Here is a 17,782-nt window from a genome sequence, read left to right as displayed (position 1 = left end):
CCCCTGACCCTCCGAAAAAAAAGTGGGACCTACACTCATGACGACCCTTTACGACGGCTTTGACATCGAATCCTTCGAAGCTGGCAAGGGGCTGTGGCACGCGCGGATCCGCCGGGCCGATTTCAGCCCGGTAGCCATCGACGGCGTGCTGTTTCCTGCCATGGAAGTCGGCTTCGCCTGGCCCGATCCCGATGCGGCGATCGCCGATGCCAAGCACCACATCGATCGCTTCCGCCGGCGGGCCGAAGGCGACGACGAATAGCCCAGCGGGTCCGCGGGCGGACCAGAGAAAAAAGGGCGCAGGGGGGAACACCGGTCATGTCCATCATCGAAACCGACGCAGCGCGGCCGCGGATCTACACCCGCGCGGTGCTGTCCAACTGCCCGGAATGCGACGGCGATCTCGCGGTGCTCCGCGTGATCGCCGGCCGCGCCGGATGCGAGTACTGGACCATGCGCTGCAGCGATTGCGGCGGCATCCATCTCGACATCCTCGAGCCGCATGTCCCGGCCGAAGACGACGGCGGGCCGCTGCCGGCGGCCTGAAGGTCCCGGCCTGCTGCCAACCTGCTGTCAGCAGCCTGCATGGAGGCGGGCATTCGCCCTTTATCGCGGGGCGGACTCGTCCCATATTCGCCTGATGGCGAAGAAACCTGCATCCTCCGAAAAGTCCGGCAAATCCCCCAAGACCAAGGCCCCGAACTCGAAGGCACATCGCCCCGATGTGCAGCCGATCGGGCCGGCGCTGGCCGAGTTGCTCAATCCCGCCATCAATCGCGGCGATGCCGGCCTTGGATCCGGCACCGGGCTGCAGCCGCCGCCGGACAATTCGCGCGACCGCCGCGCCGGGGGCGAGGCCGCCGCGCACCGCGCGCGCGCTTCGACGCCGAAGGAGTTCCCGCAGGATGCCGCGCGGCCGATGCCGCTGCGGCCCAATCCGCAGCCGCCGGGCACCCGTCAGTCCAGTGAGCTTGCAGGATTGGAGGAAGCGCCGCAGGCCAATTACGGCACCGCGGCCACGATCCCGACGCTTGATCCGGAACTGGCCCGCCAGCTCGGCCTTCCCACCGAGGAGGACGATGCTGAAGCGCTGGCCCGCCCGCCGCGCAGCAAGATGGAGGCGCTCGGCGTCAAGGCCACAGCGGATGCGCTGGAGTCGTTGATCCGCGAGGGCCGGCCGGAGTTCCGCAAGGGCGACGGCTCCATGAAGGTGTGGACGCCGCACCGACCGCCGCGCCCGGAGAAGTCCGAAGGCGGCATGCGCTTCGAGATCAAGTCGTCCTACGAGCCCAAGGGCGACCAGCCGACCGCGATCGCCGAGCTGGTCGAGGGCATCAATCGCAACGACCGCAGCCAGGTGCTGCTTGGGGTCACCGGCTCGGGCAAGACCTACACCATGGCCAAGGTGATCGAGGCGACGCAGCGCCCGGCCCTGATCCTCGCGCCGAACAAGACGCTCGCCGCCCAGCTCTACGGCGAGTTCAAGAACTTTTTCCCGGACAACGCGGTCGAGTACTTCGTCTCGTACTACGACTATTACCAGCCGGAAGCCTACGTTCCGCGCACCGACACCTATATCGAGAAGGACTCCTCCATCAACGAGCAGATCGACCGCATGCGCCACTCGGCGACGCGCGCGCTGCTCGAACGCGACGACGTCATCATCGTCGCCTCGGTGTCCTGCATCTACGGTATCGGCTCGGTCGAGACCTACACCGCGATGACGTTCGCGCTGAAGAAGGGCGAGCGCATCGACCAGCGCCAGCTGATCGCCGACCTCGTCGCGCTCCAGTACAAGCGAACCCAGGCCGATTTCACCCGCGGCACCTTCCGTGTCCGCGGCGACGTCATCGACATCTTCCCGGCGCATTATGAAGACCGCGCCTGGCGCGTGAACCTGTTCGGCGACACCATCGAGACCATCGAGGAGTTCGACCCGCTCACCGGCCACAAGCAGGACGAGCTCGAATTCATCAAGATGTACGCCAATTCGCACTATGTGACGCCGCGCCCGACGCTGGTGCAGGCGATCAAGTCGATCAAGTCGGAGCTGAAGCAGCGGCTCGACCAGCTGCACGACCAGGGGCGCCTGCTCGAGGCGCAGCGGCTGGAGCAGCGCACCACCTTCGACCTCGAGATGATGGAGGCCACGGGAAGCTGCGCCGGCATCGAGAACTATTCGCGCTACCTCACGGGACGCCGTCCCGGCGAGCCGCCGCCGACGCTGTTCGAATACGTCCCCGACAACGCGCTGATCTTCGCCGACGAGAGCCACGTCACCATCCCGCAGATCGGCGCCATGTTCCGCGGCGACTTCCGCCGCAAGGCGACGCTGGCGGAATACGGCTTCCGCCTGCCCTCCTGCATGGACAACCGCCCCTTGCGCTTCGAGGAGTGGGACATGATGCGGCCGCAGACCGTCGCCGTCTCCGCCACGCCCGGCAGCTGGGAGCTGAATGAGAGCGGCGGCGTCTTCGTCGAGCAGGTCATTCGCCCCACCGGGCTGATCGATCCGCCCGTCGACATCCGCCCGGCCCGTACCCAGGTCGACGATCTCGTCGGCGAGGTGCGCGCCACCGCGCAGGCCGGCTATCGTTCGCTGATCACGGTGCTCACCAAGCGCATGGCGGAGGACCTCACCGAATACCTGCATGAGCAGGGCATCCGCGTCCGCTACATGCACTCGGACATCGACACCATCGAGCGCATCGAGATCATCCGCGACCTGCGCCTCGGCGCGTTCGACGCGCTGGTCGGCATCAACCTGCTGCGCGAAGGCCTCGACATTCCCGAATGTGCCCTGGTCGCGATCCTCGACGCCGACAAGGAAGGTTTTTTGCGCAGTGAAACGTCCTTGATTCAGACCATCGGCCGCGCCGCGCGCAACGTCGACGGCAAGGTAATCCTCTATGCCGACCAGATGACCGGCTCGATGGAGCGCGCCATCGCCGAGACCAACCGCCGCCGCGAGAAGCAGGTCGAGTACAACACCGCCAACGGCATCACGCCGGAGAGCGTGAAGAAGCAGATCGGCGACATCCTCAACTCGGTCTACGAGCGCGACCACGTGCTGGTCGAGGTCGGCGGCCACGACATGACCGACGACGTCATCTCGATCGGCCACAATTTCGAGGCCGTGCTCGCCGATCTCGAAACCCGCATGCGCGAGGCCGCGGCCGACCTGAACTTCGAGGAAGCCGCCCGCCTGCGCGACGAAGTCAAGCGCCTGCGCGCGACCGAGCTCGCCGTGGTCGACGACCCCACCGCCAAGCAGCGCACCGTGCAGGGCAAGGCCGGCGCCTATGCGGGAGCGAAGAAGTACGGCGACGCCGCGAATTTGCCGGTCAGCGCGATGAAAAAGAAGACCGTAAGCTCCGCGCTGAAAGCCAGCGGCGGCGGCAGCGGCTCGAAAGTGCACAAGCCGCATCTCGACGAGATGCACGGCCCGGAATCCCTGCCCTACCGCGAGGGTCGCGCGCTCCCGTCAAAGCCGTTCGGCAGCACCAGCCGCATCATCCAGCCGACGGACTCGAGGCAGTCCGGTCCGGAGTTCGGGCCGGCGCCGAAGTCGACGGGCGGGATGCCGGGGCGACGGGGCGGGTGGAAGAAGAGGTAGGCGCAACCGTGCGAGTGGTGGCTATGGATTCCGGGCCCGCTGCTTCGCGCGCCCCGGAATGACAGGGAGTTAGAGCTTCCCTGCCCGTTGATCTGGCTCTGCCGAGCGATTTCGTGGATCGATACTCCACGTCGCGGTTCCATGCGCCTGCGCCGCCGTGACGTTGCGCATTGCGCCATGCGCGCCACGCAACCGGACGGGCGGGAATTCCTGCATACCGCAATTCAACCCGCAATTGCACGCCATGAACCAGGCATGGCGCTCGCGCGTCATATCGTCTGCAACATCCCCGTGACTTTGCGGATTGCCGGGGCGCGAGACCGCGCGTTGGCGTTGCGCGACGGCACGGGGCCAAACGAGGACGGGCGGGATGACGGTCGAGAAGCTGAATCGCCAACGCGTGCTGCATCTGCTCGACGCCTTCGCGCGCGGGGATATCGAGACGGCGCTGTCCTGCTGCACCGACGACGTCGACTTCCTCACCCACGCGCCGACCGACGTGCTGCCGCACATGGTGCCGCGCCACGGCAAGCAAGAGCTGCGCGAGCTCTGGCAGACGGTCTGGTCGCGCTATTCGGAAATCCGCTACAAGGCGCCGCACATCCTCGCCGAAGGCGAGGCGGTCGCGACCTACATGCACACCTATTTCAGGAAGCGCAGCAACGACCGCATCGTGCAGTTCGACATGGCGGTGTTCTACACCTTCCGCGGCGGGCTGGTGGCGGAGATCCGCGAGATCATCGATTCCTACGACCTGGTGCAGCAGGTGCTGGAGCGGGAGATCGGGCCGCTGATCACGGGGGCGCGGGGGGATTGATGCTTCTCCCCTTGCCTGGAACCCGCGTCGGCTCGCGTACGGACCCGGAAGATTACGGGGTTCTGTTGTAAATCTCACAAAATCCGTTCAATGGTGCATTGCAAAAATGTGAATTGCGTTTTGGCCGAAACCGCTTATTTTATTCGTATACAAACGAGTTGAACCCCGGCACCGAACTGTGCGTGGGGTTGTTTTCCGTTTCTTTCGCAAGCCAGCTTCAGGACTGCCCAAAATGACAGAGCACAGTCTCTGGCGTTTCTCGCGCGCGTTGCACCGCGCGATCAACGACCGGCATTTCGAGGACATCGAGACGCTTATCGACGAGGACGTCGAATGGGCGCTCTACGGCCCGATCGACATGTTTCCGTTCCTCGGCGCGCGCCAGGGCAAGGAGGCCGTGCTCGACGTCATCCGCCAGCTCGCCGACAATTTCCACGTTCGCCGCTTCGACCGCGAGAGCATCATGCTCGGCGTCGATTCCGCCGCCTCGATGCTGCGCTATTCACTGACCGCACTGGATTCCAACAAGCCGATCAGCTTGCGCGTGGCGCAGTTCGCCCAGTTCAGGGCGGGCAAGCTCGTCAGCATGCGCGTGCTGATCGACACCTTCGATCTGGTCGAGCAGGCACTCGGCCGCGCCATTCATCTGCCGAAGATGACCAGCGTCGGCTGAGGGGGACGCCAACGGGCCCCGCTTGTCGGGACCGATGACAAGGCTACCGCGACGTCCTGGCCTCCAGCCCCGCCGGATGCCGTCGCATCAAGAGCTCGTCGTCGGGCGCGCGTGGTTCGCGCGGCCCGTTGGTTCGCGGCCCCTTGGAGAACCGCCACAATTCCGCAACGATGGATCAGCATCCTGTGAGCGGAATGGCGCATGGCTGAACGCCGATGTATATCATCGGGAGGCGTGCGCTGGGGTTCGCGGGCAGGACGATGGAATTCTCGACAGGGTTTGGCTGGACCAGGCTGCCGGTGCTGGCGGTCGCATTCATTCTGGGCTCGGTGCTGACGGTCTCGGCGCAGATCATTCCGCCGGTCGCAGCAGTGCCCGACGAGGAGGCCGAGACCGAGGCCGCCGAGACCCCCGACGTCAACGACCCGGACGTGCTCAAGGGCATCGACGTCGACAAGCTCGACTGGAGCCAGCTCGCGGTCGATGCCGGGACCGGTATCGACCCCATGGCCGCCAAGAAGCGCGCCCAGGCCGCAGCCAGGGACGGCCTGGACTGGTCCTCGAACCCCAACGCAAACGGCTCCTCGGCAGTGACCGTGAAGCAGTCCGTGTCCTCGTTCTGGGATACGCGGATCGGCGCCGACATGACGGTGACGAGCGAGCCGCGGACGATGTCCGAACTGCTGGCGCAGAAGGCTACCAATGGCGGCAGCCTGCCGCAATCCTCCGGCAGCGCCTGGGCTGCGGCGACCGCGCCGGGCGCGGGCTCGCTCTGGGACAAGACCGCCGTGGAAGCCCGGGTCGATCCCGGTGCCGAGCACAGCAAGATCGGGGCATCGCTGACCAAGTCGGTGCCGCTGTCGGGCGACACCTCGCTGACGCTGCAGAACGGCTACAGCGTCAACCAGCAAGGTACCACCGCAGTCCCCGGCATCGGCGGACACGTCACGCGCAATTACGAGACCGACCAGACCGCCAAGGTCACCCTCACCGACACCGGCACCAGCATCACCGCCGGCCAGACGCTGTCGACCACCGACGACAAATGGCTGCGCAAATTCGGGGCCGAGCAGAAGCTGTTCGACAACGTCACCGTCTCCGGCTCGGTTGGCGAGACCGCGCAAGGCACGATCAACAAGAGCCTGACGGCCGGGTTCAAGAAGAGCTGGTGAGCCCTTCGCCTCTCCCCACGTGCGGCAGGGCTATCGCACATTAGACGTGGCTATGGGCACCGACTGTGTCCACGGCGTCATGGCCGGGCTTGTCCCGGCCATCCACGCCTTTCCACGCAGCACAAAGAACGTGGATGCCCGGGACAAGCCCGGGCATGACGACCTCTGCAAAATTCAAATGCGATTCCCTGCCGCCTGCGGGGAGAGGGCCATCACCGCGACAGCGTTCATACTCTCCTAACCATGCGCCACGGCAAAACCCCTGAATCGTCCGGCCTTGCCGCATCTCGGCCCATTTGCGGCCAAATTCGGACGCACAGATGGGGGAGCCTCACAGACGTCGTCGTGCGGGGGACACTCGCGCTGCGCTCAACGCGAACAGGGGAACAACGATGAACGCCACCCGTCCCGAAAAGATCGAAGCCACCGAGACCGAGACGGTCGACACCAACCTCGCCGCCGTGACCGAGGTCGAAGCCGGCATCCGCGATTTCGTCCGCAACGACATCGCCTATCTGCGCCGCCCGGCCGCGACCACCACGGACGCGCCGCCGCTCGACCCGAGCGCGGAAGCCACCGTCAACAACGTCAACTCGCTGATCCAGCGCGTCGCCGGCACGTCGCTCGCCGAGATCGAGAACTTGATCTCCGAACTCGAGAGCCTGCGCGACCTGCTCCACGCCGAAGGCCAGCGCGTCCAGCGCGAGATCTCCGGCTACGCCCAGCTCAGCCAGGCCGCGATGAAGTCGACCCGCATGATCGCCGACAACGTCGCGCAGTGGAAGCGCGCCGCCGACGGCCTGCGCAACAGCTGATCGCTGGACCGACGCATCATTGCCCGCCGCGTTCCCGGAAGGGAGCGCGGCGGTTTGATTCAGGGGGTGCGATCTCCCCAACGAAGGTGTCGTCGCCCGACTTGATCGGGCGATCCAGTACTCCGGGACGGTGACGCAAGAGCCGAGAGGCCGCGGCGTACTGGATGCCCCGGTCAAGCCGGGGCATGACAGTGGAGGGTGTTGCTGCGAAGGACATGGCAGCGCGGCAGTGAACACGCGGTCACGGCCCGACACAGCCCCACCTTTGAACCCTCCACCCCTCTCCGGCGACAAACGCCAAGCGCTCGTGGCCGTTTTGGCCGAGCCCTGGGGACATGTCATGGAAAGCATTCGGCCCGACAACACGGACCCTATATCGCTGCGGCCCGCGCCGAATCAGCTCGGCATCATCATGCTGCGCTTTGTCGGATTGCTGGCGGTTGCGATCGCGGTGCTGGCGTTCGTCTACAGTCGCTGACAGAGGGCCGGACGCCGGCCCCCTTAAAGCGCGATGCGATTCGGATGAAGCGTCGTCGCGGTCCAGATTGTCGTTTAAGCAGATCGTTCCTGAAACCGCTGCGCGCTTTTCCCAATCATGCTTCAGAAATCAACGACCCCTTATCGGGCGGCCTCCACGGTCGAGGCGTCAAGGGTGTAGCCGCCATCGGCATAGCCCTTCACCACCATGCCGGCGACCAGCATCACGGCGAGCGTCGCGGTCGCGAAGATGAATCCAACGAATTTGAGTGCGCCGCGGTCTGCCATGGTCCTCGTCCCCTGTCCTCTGCAATTCGCTTCAAATAGACAGCGACAGGTTCATAATTAGTTAGCAACTTACTGGTTCCGCCAAACTGCTCGCGGTAACCATGTTGCGCAGGCTTATGGCAGCCACCCGGAATCGCGTCCATAGCGCGCGGGCAACACTCGCGCACTCATTTGCATGTTCATTCTGGAACGAGTCTAAGCGCTGTTCGCACGCGTCGGCACGAACGCGCTGGCGGTGATGGAATAGACTTCCTCGCCGCGCTGGTTGGTGCCGGTGGTCCGGGCCGTCAGAATGCCCCAGCCGGGGCGCGAGGCGGAGGTGCGCTTGTCGACGACGACATTGACGAAAGCAACGGTGTCGCCCGCGAGCACGGGCCTGATCCAGCGCAGGTCGCGAAAGCCCGGCGACGGGCCCCACACCGCGACCTCCTCGCCGCGCGAAGCGGCTTCCCGTGCCAGACGCTGGCCGTCGGCGACAAGCAGGCTCATGCAGGCGGAGCCGACATGCCAGCCGGAGGCGGCGAGCCCGCCAAACAGCGAGTTCTTGCCTTCCTCCTCGTCGAGGTGAAAACGCTGCGGATCGAACTCTGCGGCGAAAGTCTTGATGGCCTCGGCCGTGAACGTATAGCTACCGATCTCGCGGCGCTGTCCGATCGCGATGTCTTCGAAGAACCGCATCAGACCGCTCCCTCGCGCCGCCTGATCAGGATCGGCGAGGTCATCTCGGCGAGGGCCTGCCCTGCCGCGTTGCGCACGATGCATTTGAACTTGACGATACCGAGCTCCGGTCGGCTCTTCGAGGTGCGCGCCTCCACGACGTCGACGTCGAGCATGAGATCGTCGCCGGGTCGAAGTGGCGACAGCCAGCGCACCTCATCCACGCCGGGCGAGCCGAGCGATGCGGCGCGGGTGATGAAGCCGTCGGCCATCATCCGCATCATCAGCGAGCACAGGTGCCAGCCCGAGCCGGACAGGCCGCGCAGCATGCTTTTCGCCGCCGCCTCCTCGTCGAGGTGCATCGGCTGCGGATCGAACTCGGCGGCAAAGGCCAATATCTCGTCGCGGGTGACATGGCGCGGGCCGAACGTTCCGAACCGGCCGGGCGGGAAATCTTCGAAGGTCAGGGTCATCTTGGGATTGGTTGGCGGAAATGACAGATTGTGGCCGCACTTTGCGGCAATCTCAACCCGCCGGCCCGCATGGCTCGTGCTACATATGGGGTGTCGGCGTTGGTCCTGAGTCGGATCTACCGACGGCCGAGGCCTGATCTGCCCCTGGGGAGAGCGATGTTTTCATTCAGCGACCTGTTTCAATGGGACCGCTTCATCACGCCGACGATCATCAAGACCTTCTACTGGCTGGTGATCGCGCTGATCTGCCTGTTCGGCCTCTCCGGCATCTTCTCTGGCCTGGCTGCGATGGCGATCAGCCCGTTCGGCGGCTTCCTGGTGCTGCTGTCCTCGATCGCCAGCGTCGTGGTCGGCATCGTGTTCTCGCGCATCGTCGCGGAGCTGATCCTGATCGTCTTCCGCATCAATGAGCATCTCGGCGCGATCCGCGACCAGGGCGGCGGGATGCGGTGAGGCTTCTCGTGTCCCGGACGCGGCGCGGCATGAAATGACGCGACGCAGAGCCGGGACCCATGCACCCACAATCGAAGCTTCTGGGCCCCGGCTCTGCGGCGCACCGCTGAAGAAGCGCTGCGCTGCGTCCGGGGCACGCAGTCGACCTCTTACGTATTGAACCTGAAATGCATCACGTCGCCGTCGGCGACGACGTATTCCTTGCCTTCGAGGCGGAGCTTGCCGGCATCGCGCGCGCCGGCTTCGCCGCCGAACGCGACGTAGTCCTCATACGCGATGGTCTCCGCGCGGATGAAACCTTTCTCGAAATCGGTGTGGATCACGCCGGCCGCGGCCGGCGCCTTGGTGCCGCGATGGATGGTCCAGGCGCGCGCTTCCTTCGGGCCCACGGTGAAGTAGGTGATGAGGTCGAGAAGCCGGTAGCCGGCGCGGATCAGGCGATCGAGGCCGGCTTCCTCAAGCCCCAGCGTCTCCAGGAAGTCCGCACGCTCCTCGCGGGAAATGGTGGCGATCTCGGATTCGATTTTCGCCGAGATGACGACGGCAACCGCGCCTTCCTTCGCCGCCTGCTCCTCGACCGCCTTGGAGAAGGCGTTGCCCGTCGCGGCCGAGCCTTCCTCGACGTTGCAGACGTAGAGCACGGGCTTGGACGACAGCAGGCCGAGCATGGAGAAGGTGCGCTCCTCCTCGGGCTTGCGCTCGACGAGGCGCGCGGGCTTGCCTTCGCGCAGCAGCACCAGGGTGCGGTTGACGAGGTCGAGTTGCTCCTTGGCGTCCTTGTCGTTGCCCTTGGCTTTCTTGGTGAGATTGTCGACGCGCTTCTCGAGGCTGTCGAGATCGGCGAGCATCAGCTCGGTCTCGATGGTCTCGATGTCGGCGAGCGGGGCGATCTTGCCCTCGACATGGGTGATGTCGGAGTCTTCAAAGCAGCGCACCACATGCGCGATGGCGTCGACCTCGCGGATATTGGCGAGGAACTGGTTGCCGAGGCCTTCGCCCTTGGAAGCGCCGCGCACGAGGCCCGCGATGTCGACGAAGGTCAGCCGCGTCGGAATGATCTGGCCGGACTTGGCGATGACGGCGAGCTTCTCCAGCCGCGGATCGGGCACGGCGACCTCGCCGACATTCGGCTCGATGGTGCAGAACGGATAGTTCGCGGCCTGCGCCGCGGCCGTCTCGGTCAACGCATTGAACAAGGTCGACTTGCCGACATTGGGCAATCCGACGATCCCGCATTTGAATCCCATGGTATCCTCTATCCGTATTCGTCATGGCCGGGCTCGTCCCGGCCATCCACGCCTTGACGCGCGGAACGAAGAACGTGGATGCCCGGAACAAGTCCGGGCATGACGGAGAAAACGGCGACCCTATTCCTTGCCGTTGTCGTCCTTGGTCAAAAATCCCTTTGCCTGCATGGCGAGATGCACCCTGTTGGCGAAGGTCGCGTCCGTGCCCTTGGCAAGCAGCGCGGCGTGCTCGGCGACAGCGTCGCAGAGCGTCGCCACCCATTCGTTGTCGGCCTTGGCGAAGTCCGACAGCACGTGGCCGTGCACCAGTTCCTTGACGCCGGGATGACCGATGCCGAGCCGCACCCGGCGGTAGTCGTTGCCGATATGCGCCGAGATCGAGCGCAGGCCGTTGTGGCCGGCGATGCCGCCGCCGATCTTCACCCGCACCTTGCCCGGCGGCAGCTCGAGCTCGTCATGGAACACGGTGACGTCGCCCTCGGCGATCTTGAAGAAGGCTGCCGCTTCCTGAACGCTGCGGCCGGACTCGTTCATGTAGGTCGTGGGCTTGAGCAGGATCACGCGCTCGGACCCGAGCGTGCCTTCCGAGGTCTCGCCCTGAAAGCGGCGGCGCCATGGTGCGAAACCATGACGCCGCGCGATCTCGTCGACGGCCATGAAGCCGATATTGTGCCGGTTACGTGCGTATTTCGCGCCGGGATTGCCGAGCCCAACAAAGAGTCGCATGACGCGGCGCGCCCCTCGCTCGGCGCGCGATCAAGGACCGCGCGCCAGCCTTGAGAGATTACTTCTTCTTGTCGCCGCCGGCGGGAGCCTTGGCAGCCGCCGCCGGAGCAGCAGCAGCCGGAGCAGCCGCACCCGCCGCCGGAGCCGCCGCAGCGCCCGGAGCCGCGCCACCGGCAGCCGCCGCGGCCGCGGCCTTCTGCTCTTCGGCGTAGCCGGACGGCGGCACGATGGTGACGAGGGTCGCGTCCTCGCGGGTCAGCGCCTTCACGCCGGCCGGCAGCTTGACGTCCGACAGATGCAGCGAGTGACCGATTTCGAGCGAGCCGACATCGGCCTCGATGTACTGCGGAATGCTCTCGACGCCGCATTCGAGCTCGATCGCATGGGCGACGATGTTGACGGTGCCGCCGCGCTTCACGCCCGGCGAGCCTTCCGCCTTCACCACGTGCAAGGGAACGCTGATGCGGATGGTGGCGCCTTCGCCGAGCCGCATGAAGTCGACATGGATCGGGAAATCCTTGACCGGATCGAGGTGGTAGTCGCGCGGAATGACGCGGTGCTTCTTGCCCTCGAGGTCGATGTCGACCAGCGTGGTCAGGAACCGGCCGGCGAGGATGCGCTGGCGCAGTTCACGATCTTCGATCGAGATCGTCAGCGGGGGCTGGTTGTTGCCGTAGATCACTCCGGGCACTCTGCCGGCGCGACGCTCAGCCCGGGCGGCCCCCTTGCCGCTCTTCGGACGTGCGGTCGCCTTCAATTCCTTGACGGTCGTCGCCATGTCGTTAAGTCCTTGTTTTTGCAAAAGTTAATGGGCCGCAGCGCGGCCCATGGCATCATCCGCAGCAAGCCTCCAGGGGTGCGGGGGCCGCGAACGTGGCGGGCTTTTACCCGGAAGACGCGGAAATGACAAGGAGAATGGGCTGGCGGAAGGCACCGGATTTGCCGTCATTCCGGGACGGCCACACCAGCGACCGAACCCGGGATCTCGAGATTCCGGGTTCGATGCTGCCGCATCGCCCCGGAATGACGCCGAGGAAACTTACCCGCCGAGCTTGGTCTCCAGCGCCGCGATGCGGGCCTTCAGCGCCTCGTTCTCCTCGCGCGCGAGGCGCGCCATGTCCTTGACCGCCTCGAACTCCTCGCGCTTGACGAGGTCCATGTCGCGCAGGAATTTTTCCGCCTGGGTGCGCATCACGGTGTCGAACTCGCGCTTGACGCCCTGGGCGGCACCGGCGGCGTCGTTCATCAGGCGGCCGATCTCGTCGAACAACCGGTTGCTGGTCTGGGTCATTTCGGCCTCCGATAAACTTTGCGCGAACTCTCGAAAAGACAATGGCAATCCGCATCGAACGGTTCAAGGGCCGATCGCCGGTATCCTTGTCATGAACCGGTTTCCTTGCAATCGTATTCAACGTGCCTGCATAAGAAGAATCACGCGGCGTCCGCTGCTGGTGCTCCGCCGCCGCAATCTCGTCCAGACATAGAAGGCGCGATGCCCTTTCTGCTGATCGACTTTCCCGCCTTCAAGCCGATCGCCATCGAGATCGGTCCGTTCGCGATCCGCTGGTATGCGCTGGCCTATATCTGCGGCATCGTGTTCGGCTGGCTCTATGCGCGCTCACTCCTGAAGAACCAGCGCCTGTGGGGCGGGCCGGCGCCGATCTCGCTGGTGCAGGTCGACGACTTCATCCTGTGGGTCACGCTCGGCATCATCCTCGGCGGCCGCACCGGCTACGTGCTGTTCTACAACCTTCCCTTCTTCATCGATCATCCCGCCGCGATCTTCAAATTGTGGGAGGGCGGCATGTCGTTCCATGGCGGCTTCCTCGGCTGCGTCGTGGCGGTGATGTGGTTCGCCTATCGCAACGGCATCCCGATCCTGTCGCTCGGCGACATCACCACCGCCGTCGCCCCGGTCGGCCTGCTGCTCGGGCGCATCGCCAATTTCATCAACGGCGAATTGTGGGGCCGCGCCGCGGACCCGAGCCTGCCCTGGGCGATGATCTTCCCCAACGATCCGACGCAGCTGCCGCGCCATCCGAGCCAGCTTTACGAAGCGGGCATGGAGGGCATCCTGCTGTTCACGGTGCTCGCGATCATGATCCGCTTCGGCGCGCTGAAGCGCCCCGGCATGATCCTCGGCGCCTTCATCCTGATCTACGGCCTGACCCGCATCGCCGGCGAGCATTTCCGCGAGCCGGACGCGCAGCTCGGTTTCCTCTGGGGCGGGTTAACCATGGGCATGCTGCTGTCGATCCCGATGCTTATCGTCGGCGCGATACTTATTGTATGGGCTGTCAGGCGGGGGGCGCCGAAGCCCCTCCAGGCCATTCGTTAGTTCATTTCGAGAAGACAGCCGTGACCGACTCGCCGCTCCTCAACGAGATCAAGGCGCTGATCAAATCCGCAGGCCCGATGCCGGTCTGGCGGTACATGGAATTGTGCCTGATGCATCCGCGCTACGGCTATTACGTCTCGCGCGATCCGCTCGGGCGCGAGGGCGACTTCACCACCGCCCCCGAGGTCAGCCAGATGTTCGGCGAGCTCCTGGGACTGTGGACCGCCTCGGTCTGGAAGCAGATGGGCTCGCCGCAATTCTTGCGACTGATCGAGCTCGGTCCCGGCCGCGGCACCATGATGGCGGATGCGCTGCGCGCATTGCGCGTGCTGCCGCCGCTCTACCAGGCGCTCAACATCCACCTGGTCGAGGTCAATCCCGTCCTGCGCGAACGGCAGAGTGCGATGCTGGCGAACGTGCGCAACATCGCCTGGCATGACAGCATCGACGACGTACCGGACGGCCCAAGCATCATCCTCGCCAATGAATATTTCGACGTGCTGCCGGTCCGCCAGATGGTGCGGCTCGAGAACGGCTGGCACGAGCGTGTGATCGAGATCGATCCCAACGGCAAGCTTCAGTTCGGCGCGGCGCCGGAGCCGACACCGCGCTTCGAGGTGCTGCTGCCGCCTCTGGTGCGCGCAGCGCCCATCGGGGCGGTGTTCGAGTGGCGGCCCGACGGCGAGATCATGAAGCTCGCCACGCGCGTGCGCGACCAGGACGGCGCGGCGCTCATCATCGACTACGGCCATCTGCGCAGCGATGCCGGCGACACCTTCCAGGCCATCGCGCGCCACACCTTCGCCGATCCCTTGAAAGCGCCGGGCCAGGCCGACGTCACCGCCCATGTCGACTTCCAGGCGCTGGCGCGCGCGGCCGAGGATGTCGGCGCCCGCGTGCACGGCCCGGTGACGCAAGGCGACTTCCTCAAGCGTATCGGCATCGACACCCGCGCCGCAGCCTTGATGCAGAAGGCGACACCCGAAGTCGCCACCGACATTTCGGTCGCGCTCAAGCGCCTGACCGATACCGGGCGCGGCGGCATGGGATCGATGTTCAAGGTGCTCGGCATCTCCGAGCCGCGGCTGACGGGCCTTGCCGGCCTCAGCGATCTCGAACAGGCTGGAGAGACCTCATGACGGTTGCTTCGTCGCTGCTGTCCGCCGTGCCCGGCCTGCGCCATGCCTTCTTCACCCGCGAAGGCGGCGTCTCCGGCGGCATCTATTCCGCCCTGAACGGCGGGCTCGGCTCCCATGACGATCAGACCCTCGTCGCCGAGAACCGCCGCCGCATGGCCGAGCATGTCGGCGTCGCGCCCGAGCGCTTCCTCAGCCTGCACCAGGTTCATTCGCCCGACGTGCTCGTGGCTGATGCGCCGTGGCCGAACGGGCCGCGGCCCAAGGGCGACGCGCTGGTGACCAAGACGCCAGGCATCGCGCTCGGCGTCTCCACTGCCGATTGCGGGCCGGTGCTGTTCGTCGATCCCAATGCGCGCGTGATCGGCGGCGCACATGCCGGCTGGAAGGGCGCACTCACCGGCGTGCTGGAAGCGACGATCTCGGCAATGGAGAAGCTCGGCGCAGCGCGCGGCGGCATCATCGCCGCGATCGGCCCCCTGATCCGGCAGGAGAGCTACGAGGTCGGCAACGAGTTCGTGACGCGCTTCATCGAGGCTGACGCCGAGAACGCCGTGTTCTTCATCCCGTCGGTGCGCGAGGGCCACGCGATGTTCGATCTCGCCGGTTTCATCCGCAAGCGACTGGACATGGCGGGCATCCTGATGATCGACGATCTCGGCCTCGACACCTATGCCGACGAACGTTTCTTCAGCTATCGCCGCTCGGTGCATCGCAAGGAGCCGGACTACGGCCGGCACGTTCACGCGATCGCGCTGGAAGGGTGAGATCTCGTGCCCCGGACGCGGCGCAGCACGCAAGTGATGCGCCGCTGAGCCGGGGCCCATGTCTCTGCGATCTCGATCTCGGCGGCAATCTGGGTCCCGGCGCAGCGGCACTGCGCGCCGCAGGGCGTCCGGGACACGCACCGTTTTCCCGACCATCGCTTTGAAGGCTGCACGCTGGACGCGCGAACACAACGGCAACCCCGTGTCATTCCGGGGCGATACCTGGGACGTAGCACGGCAGCTTGTGGCGCCGCCGCCCTAGACGTTAATCGATTTTAACGATATCGCTGCCCTCCAATGAGGGAAGCGTCATCCAATTTGCGCCGCGCGGGTTCGCGCGTGCTGGCCGTCGTGCTGCTGGCGGCTGCGACTGCGCTTGGCGGCTGTGCCGGCGGCAACGCGCCGAGCAATTCCTATGCGATGGCGCCGAGCGGTGGCAGCGGCGCCACGGTGGCGTTCGAATCCATCGACGGACCACCGCCGCAGGTGTTCGACCGCATGGTCGGGGTGCTCGACAGCGAATCCAAGCTGCGCAGCCTGTCCGTGGTCTCCCGCGAGGGCACGGCCGCCTACCGCGTGCGCAGCTACCTCTCCGCCCAGGTGGTGCGCGGCAAGACCGTGATCGCCTGGGTCTGGGACGTCTACGACGCCAACCAGCAGCGGGCGCTGCGCCTCTCCGGCGAGGAACTGACCTCGGCCAAGGGCGGCCGCGACGCGTGGGCGGCTGCCGACGATCTCGTATTGCGGAAGATCGCCCAGGCCGGATTCAGCGGACTTTCCAACATGATCAACGGAACGCCGGATGCACCGGGCGCGGCTCCGGCGCTGCGCGGACCGGCGGTGGCGAGCGTCATCAAGGACGCTCCGCTGTCGGACATGCCGGCCTCGGCGCTCGGCTATGCCGAGTGATAACCCCTGCTAAACCACGGCCTCAAGTTGCGGCCAAGCCGTTGAGCCGACTCTGGATTTTCAAAGGGAAAACGTAGCATCCCGGGTTGCCATTGCAGCCTCCGGCCTGATATTTCCTCGCCCGTCGTAACCGTGCTTCCAGTGGGTATTTTCTGATGTTGAACGTCGTATCCAGCAAAGCGCGGGAGGAAGCGTCCATGTCGGGCAAGAACGGCTCCATCAAGCTCGTCGCCGGCAACTCCAATCCGGCTCTCGCGCAGGCCATCGCGCAGGGCCTCCACCTGCCGCTGACCAAGGCGGTGGTGCGGCGCTTCGCCGACATGGAGATCTTCGTCGAGATCCAGGAGAACGTCCGCGGCTCGGATGCCTTCATCATCCAGTCGACCTCGTTCCCGGCGAACGACCATCTCATGGAGCTACTGATCATCACCGACGCGCTGCGCCGCTCCTCGGCGCGCCGCATCACCGCGGTGCTGCCCTATTTCGGCTACGCCAGGCAGGACCGCAAGTCGGGCTCGCGCACGCCGATCTCGGCCAAGCTCGTCGCCAACCTGATCACCCAGGCCGGTGTCGACCGTGTCATGACGCTCGACCTGCATGCCGGCCAGATCCAGGGCTTCTTCGACATCCCGACCGACAATCTCTACGCGGCGCCGCTGATGGTGCGCGACATCAAGGAGAAGTTCGACCTCTCCAAGGTGATGGTGATCTCGCCCGACGTCGGCGGCGTGGCCCGCGCGCGCGGCCTCGCCAAACGCATCAACACCCCGCTCGCCATCGTCGACAAGCGCCGCGAGCGACCCGGCGAGTCCGAGGTCATGAACGTGATCGGTGACGTCGCCGGCTACACTTGTATCCTCGTCGACGACATCGTCGACTCCGGCGGCACGCTGGTGAACGCGGCCGACGCGCTGATCGCCAAGGGCGCCAAGGACGTCTACGCCTACATCACCCACGGCGTGCTCTCCGGCGGCGCGGCCGCCCGCATCACGAACTCCAGGCTGAAGGAGCTCGTGATTACCGACTCGATCCTGCCGACCGAGGCGGTGAGCAAGGCGCCGAACATCCGCACGCTGCCGATCGCGAGCCTGATCTCGGACGCGATCGCGCGCACCGCCGCCGAAGAGTCGGTGTCGAGCCTGTTCGACTGACGCCGTCATTCCGGGGCGGCGCACCAGCGCCGAACCCGGAATCCATGTTGCAGCAATCAGTGTCGAT

General features: G+C 65.7%; 21 protein-coding genes. 14 read left to right on the top strand and 7 right to left on the bottom strand.

The window, feature by feature from the left end:
- Positions 1–37: 37 nt before the first annotated feature.
- The 8 genes from ACM42_RS32965 to ACM42_RS32930 all read left to right on the top strand — a co-directional run bounded on the left by ACM42_RS32965 (position 38) and on the right by ACM42_RS32930 (position 7,571).
- Entirely contained in the window at positions 38–262 is a 225-nt protein-coding gene (locus ACM42_RS32965; protein WP_028176666.1) for a hypothetical protein, read from the top strand.
- A gap of 56 nt (positions 263–318) precedes the next feature.
- On the top strand, positions 319–546 hold the full coding sequence (locus ACM42_RS32960) for a hypothetical protein (protein WP_028176665.1): 228 nt from the start codon (positions 319–321) through the stop codon (positions 544–546).
- 94 nt (positions 547–640) lie between these two features.
- Entirely contained in the window at positions 641–3,616 is a 2,976-nt protein-coding gene (uvrB, locus tag ACM42_RS32955; protein WP_271532072.1) for an excinuclease ABC subunit UvrB, read from the top strand.
- A gap of 370 nt (positions 3,617–3,986) precedes the next feature.
- Positions 3,987–4,433: a nuclear transport factor 2 family protein gene (locus ACM42_RS32950; protein WP_271532071.1), complete on the top strand. Its 447-nt coding sequence runs from the start codon at positions 3,987–3,989 to the stop codon at positions 4,431–4,433.
- Positions 4,434–4,665: 232 nt separating this feature from the next.
- The gene (locus ACM42_RS32945) at positions 4,666–5,106 is read left to right on the top strand and encodes a nuclear transport factor 2 family protein (RefSeq protein WP_271532069.1); all 441 of its coding nucleotides are present in this window, start codon (positions 4,666–4,668) and stop codon (positions 5,104–5,106) included.
- Between the two features lie 260 nt (positions 5,107–5,366).
- The gene (locus ACM42_RS32940; RefSeq protein ID WP_271532067.1) at positions 5,367–6,278 is read left to right on the top strand and encodes a hypothetical protein; all 912 of its coding nucleotides are present in this window, start codon (positions 5,367–5,369) and stop codon (positions 6,276–6,278) included.
- A gap of 392 nt (positions 6,279–6,670) precedes the next feature.
- Positions 6,671–7,093, top strand: a complete 423-nt coding sequence (locus ACM42_RS32935; protein WP_028176660.1) for a hypothetical protein — start codon at positions 6,671–6,673, stop codon at positions 7,091–7,093.
- 340 nt (positions 7,094–7,433) lie between these two features.
- Positions 7,434–7,571 (top strand): hypothetical protein, encoded by a 138-nt coding sequence (locus ACM42_RS32930; RefSeq protein ID WP_271532065.1) that lies wholly within the window; start codon positions 7,434–7,436, stop codon positions 7,569–7,571.
- 140 nt (positions 7,572–7,711) lie between these two features.
- On the opposite strand, the gene ACM42_RS32925 is transcribed toward ACM42_RS32930, so the two are convergent.
- The 3 genes from ACM42_RS32925 to ACM42_RS32915 form a co-directional block, all read right to left on the bottom strand.
- The gene (locus tag ACM42_RS32925) at positions 7,712–7,858 is read right to left on the bottom strand and encodes a hypothetical protein (protein ID WP_194391538.1); all 147 of its coding nucleotides are present in this window, start codon (positions 7,856–7,858) and stop codon (positions 7,712–7,714) included.
- A gap of 195 nt (positions 7,859–8,053) precedes the next feature.
- A complete protein-coding gene (locus tag ACM42_RS32920) occupies positions 8,054–8,536 on the bottom strand; it encodes a MaoC family dehydratase (protein ID WP_271532063.1) in 483 nt (160 codons plus the stop codon).
- The gene (locus ACM42_RS32915) at positions 8,536–8,988 is read right to left on the bottom strand and encodes a MaoC family dehydratase (RefSeq protein WP_271532061.1); all 453 of its coding nucleotides are present in this window, start codon (positions 8,986–8,988) and stop codon (positions 8,536–8,538) included. Before ACM42_RS32915 ends, ACM42_RS32920 begins: the two co-directional genes overlap by 1 nt.
- A 156-nt stretch (positions 8,989–9,144) precedes the next feature.
- Between ACM42_RS32915 and ACM42_RS32910 the strand changes: the two genes are divergently transcribed.
- Positions 9,145–9,441, top strand: coding sequence for a DUF4282 domain-containing protein (locus ACM42_RS32910; RefSeq protein ID WP_018648333.1), 297 nt, complete (start codon positions 9,145–9,147; stop codon positions 9,439–9,441).
- A 149-nt stretch (positions 9,442–9,590) separates the two neighbouring features.
- Here the strand turns inward: ACM42_RS32910 and ychF are convergent, their stop codons facing one another.
- From ychF to ACM42_RS32890, 4 genes are all read right to left on the bottom strand, one after another.
- Positions 9,591–10,688, bottom strand: coding sequence for a redox-regulated ATPase YchF (gene ychF / locus ACM42_RS32905; protein ID WP_271532059.1), 1,098 nt, complete (start codon positions 10,686–10,688; stop codon positions 9,591–9,593).
- Between the two features lie 120 nt (positions 10,689–10,808).
- Positions 10,809–11,414 (bottom strand): aminoacyl-tRNA hydrolase, encoded by a 606-nt coding sequence (pth, locus tag ACM42_RS32900; protein WP_271532057.1) that lies wholly within the window; start codon positions 11,412–11,414, stop codon positions 10,809–10,811.
- Positions 11,415–11,472: 58 nt separating this feature from the next.
- On the bottom strand, positions 11,473–12,192 hold the full coding sequence (locus ACM42_RS32895) for a 50S ribosomal protein L25/general stress protein Ctc (protein WP_194391532.1): 720 nt from the start codon (positions 12,190–12,192) through the stop codon (positions 11,473–11,475).
- A 261-nt stretch (positions 12,193–12,453) separates the two neighbouring features.
- The gene (locus ACM42_RS32890; RefSeq protein WP_271532054.1) at positions 12,454–12,705 is read right to left on the bottom strand and encodes an accessory factor UbiK family protein; all 252 of its coding nucleotides are present in this window, start codon (positions 12,703–12,705) and stop codon (positions 12,454–12,456) included.
- 201 nt (positions 12,706–12,906) lie between these two features.
- On the opposite strand from ACM42_RS32890, the gene lgt reads away from it, so the two are divergent.
- The 5 genes from lgt (at position 12,907) to ACM42_RS32865 (ending at position 17,715) form a co-directional block, all read left to right on the top strand.
- The gene (gene lgt, locus ACM42_RS32885; protein WP_271532052.1) at positions 12,907–13,752 is read left to right on the top strand and encodes a prolipoprotein diacylglyceryl transferase; all 846 of its coding nucleotides are present in this window, start codon (positions 12,907–12,909) and stop codon (positions 13,750–13,752) included.
- A 20-nt stretch (positions 13,753–13,772) separates the two neighbouring features.
- The gene (locus ACM42_RS32880) at positions 13,773–14,891 is read left to right on the top strand and encodes a class I SAM-dependent methyltransferase (RefSeq protein ID WP_271532051.1); all 1,119 of its coding nucleotides are present in this window, start codon (positions 13,773–13,775) and stop codon (positions 14,889–14,891) included.
- Positions 14,888–15,655: a peptidoglycan editing factor PgeF gene (gene pgeF, locus ACM42_RS32875; protein ID WP_271532048.1), complete on the top strand. Its 768-nt coding sequence runs from the start codon at positions 14,888–14,890 to the stop codon at positions 15,653–15,655. Before ACM42_RS32880 ends, pgeF begins: the two co-directional genes overlap by 4 nt.
- Before the next feature lie 297 nt (positions 15,656–15,952).
- Positions 15,953–16,564: a hypothetical protein gene (locus ACM42_RS32870; protein WP_271532047.1), complete on the top strand. Its 612-nt coding sequence runs from the start codon at positions 15,953–15,955 to the stop codon at positions 16,562–16,564.
- A 197-nt stretch (positions 16,565–16,761) separates the two neighbouring features.
- Entirely contained in the window at positions 16,762–17,715 is a 954-nt protein-coding gene (locus tag ACM42_RS32865; protein WP_271532045.1) for a ribose-phosphate pyrophosphokinase, read from the top strand.
- Positions 17,716–17,782: the final 67 nt, after the last annotated feature.

The organism is Bradyrhizobium sp. CCBAU 25338 (assembly GCF_028128965.1).
GTDB lineage: Bacteria > Pseudomonadota > Alphaproteobacteria > Rhizobiales > Xanthobacteraceae > Bradyrhizobium > Bradyrhizobium liaoningense.
The sequence above is the reverse complement of the archived record's forward strand: the minus strand, read 5'-3'. Positions and strand labels throughout refer to the sequence as shown.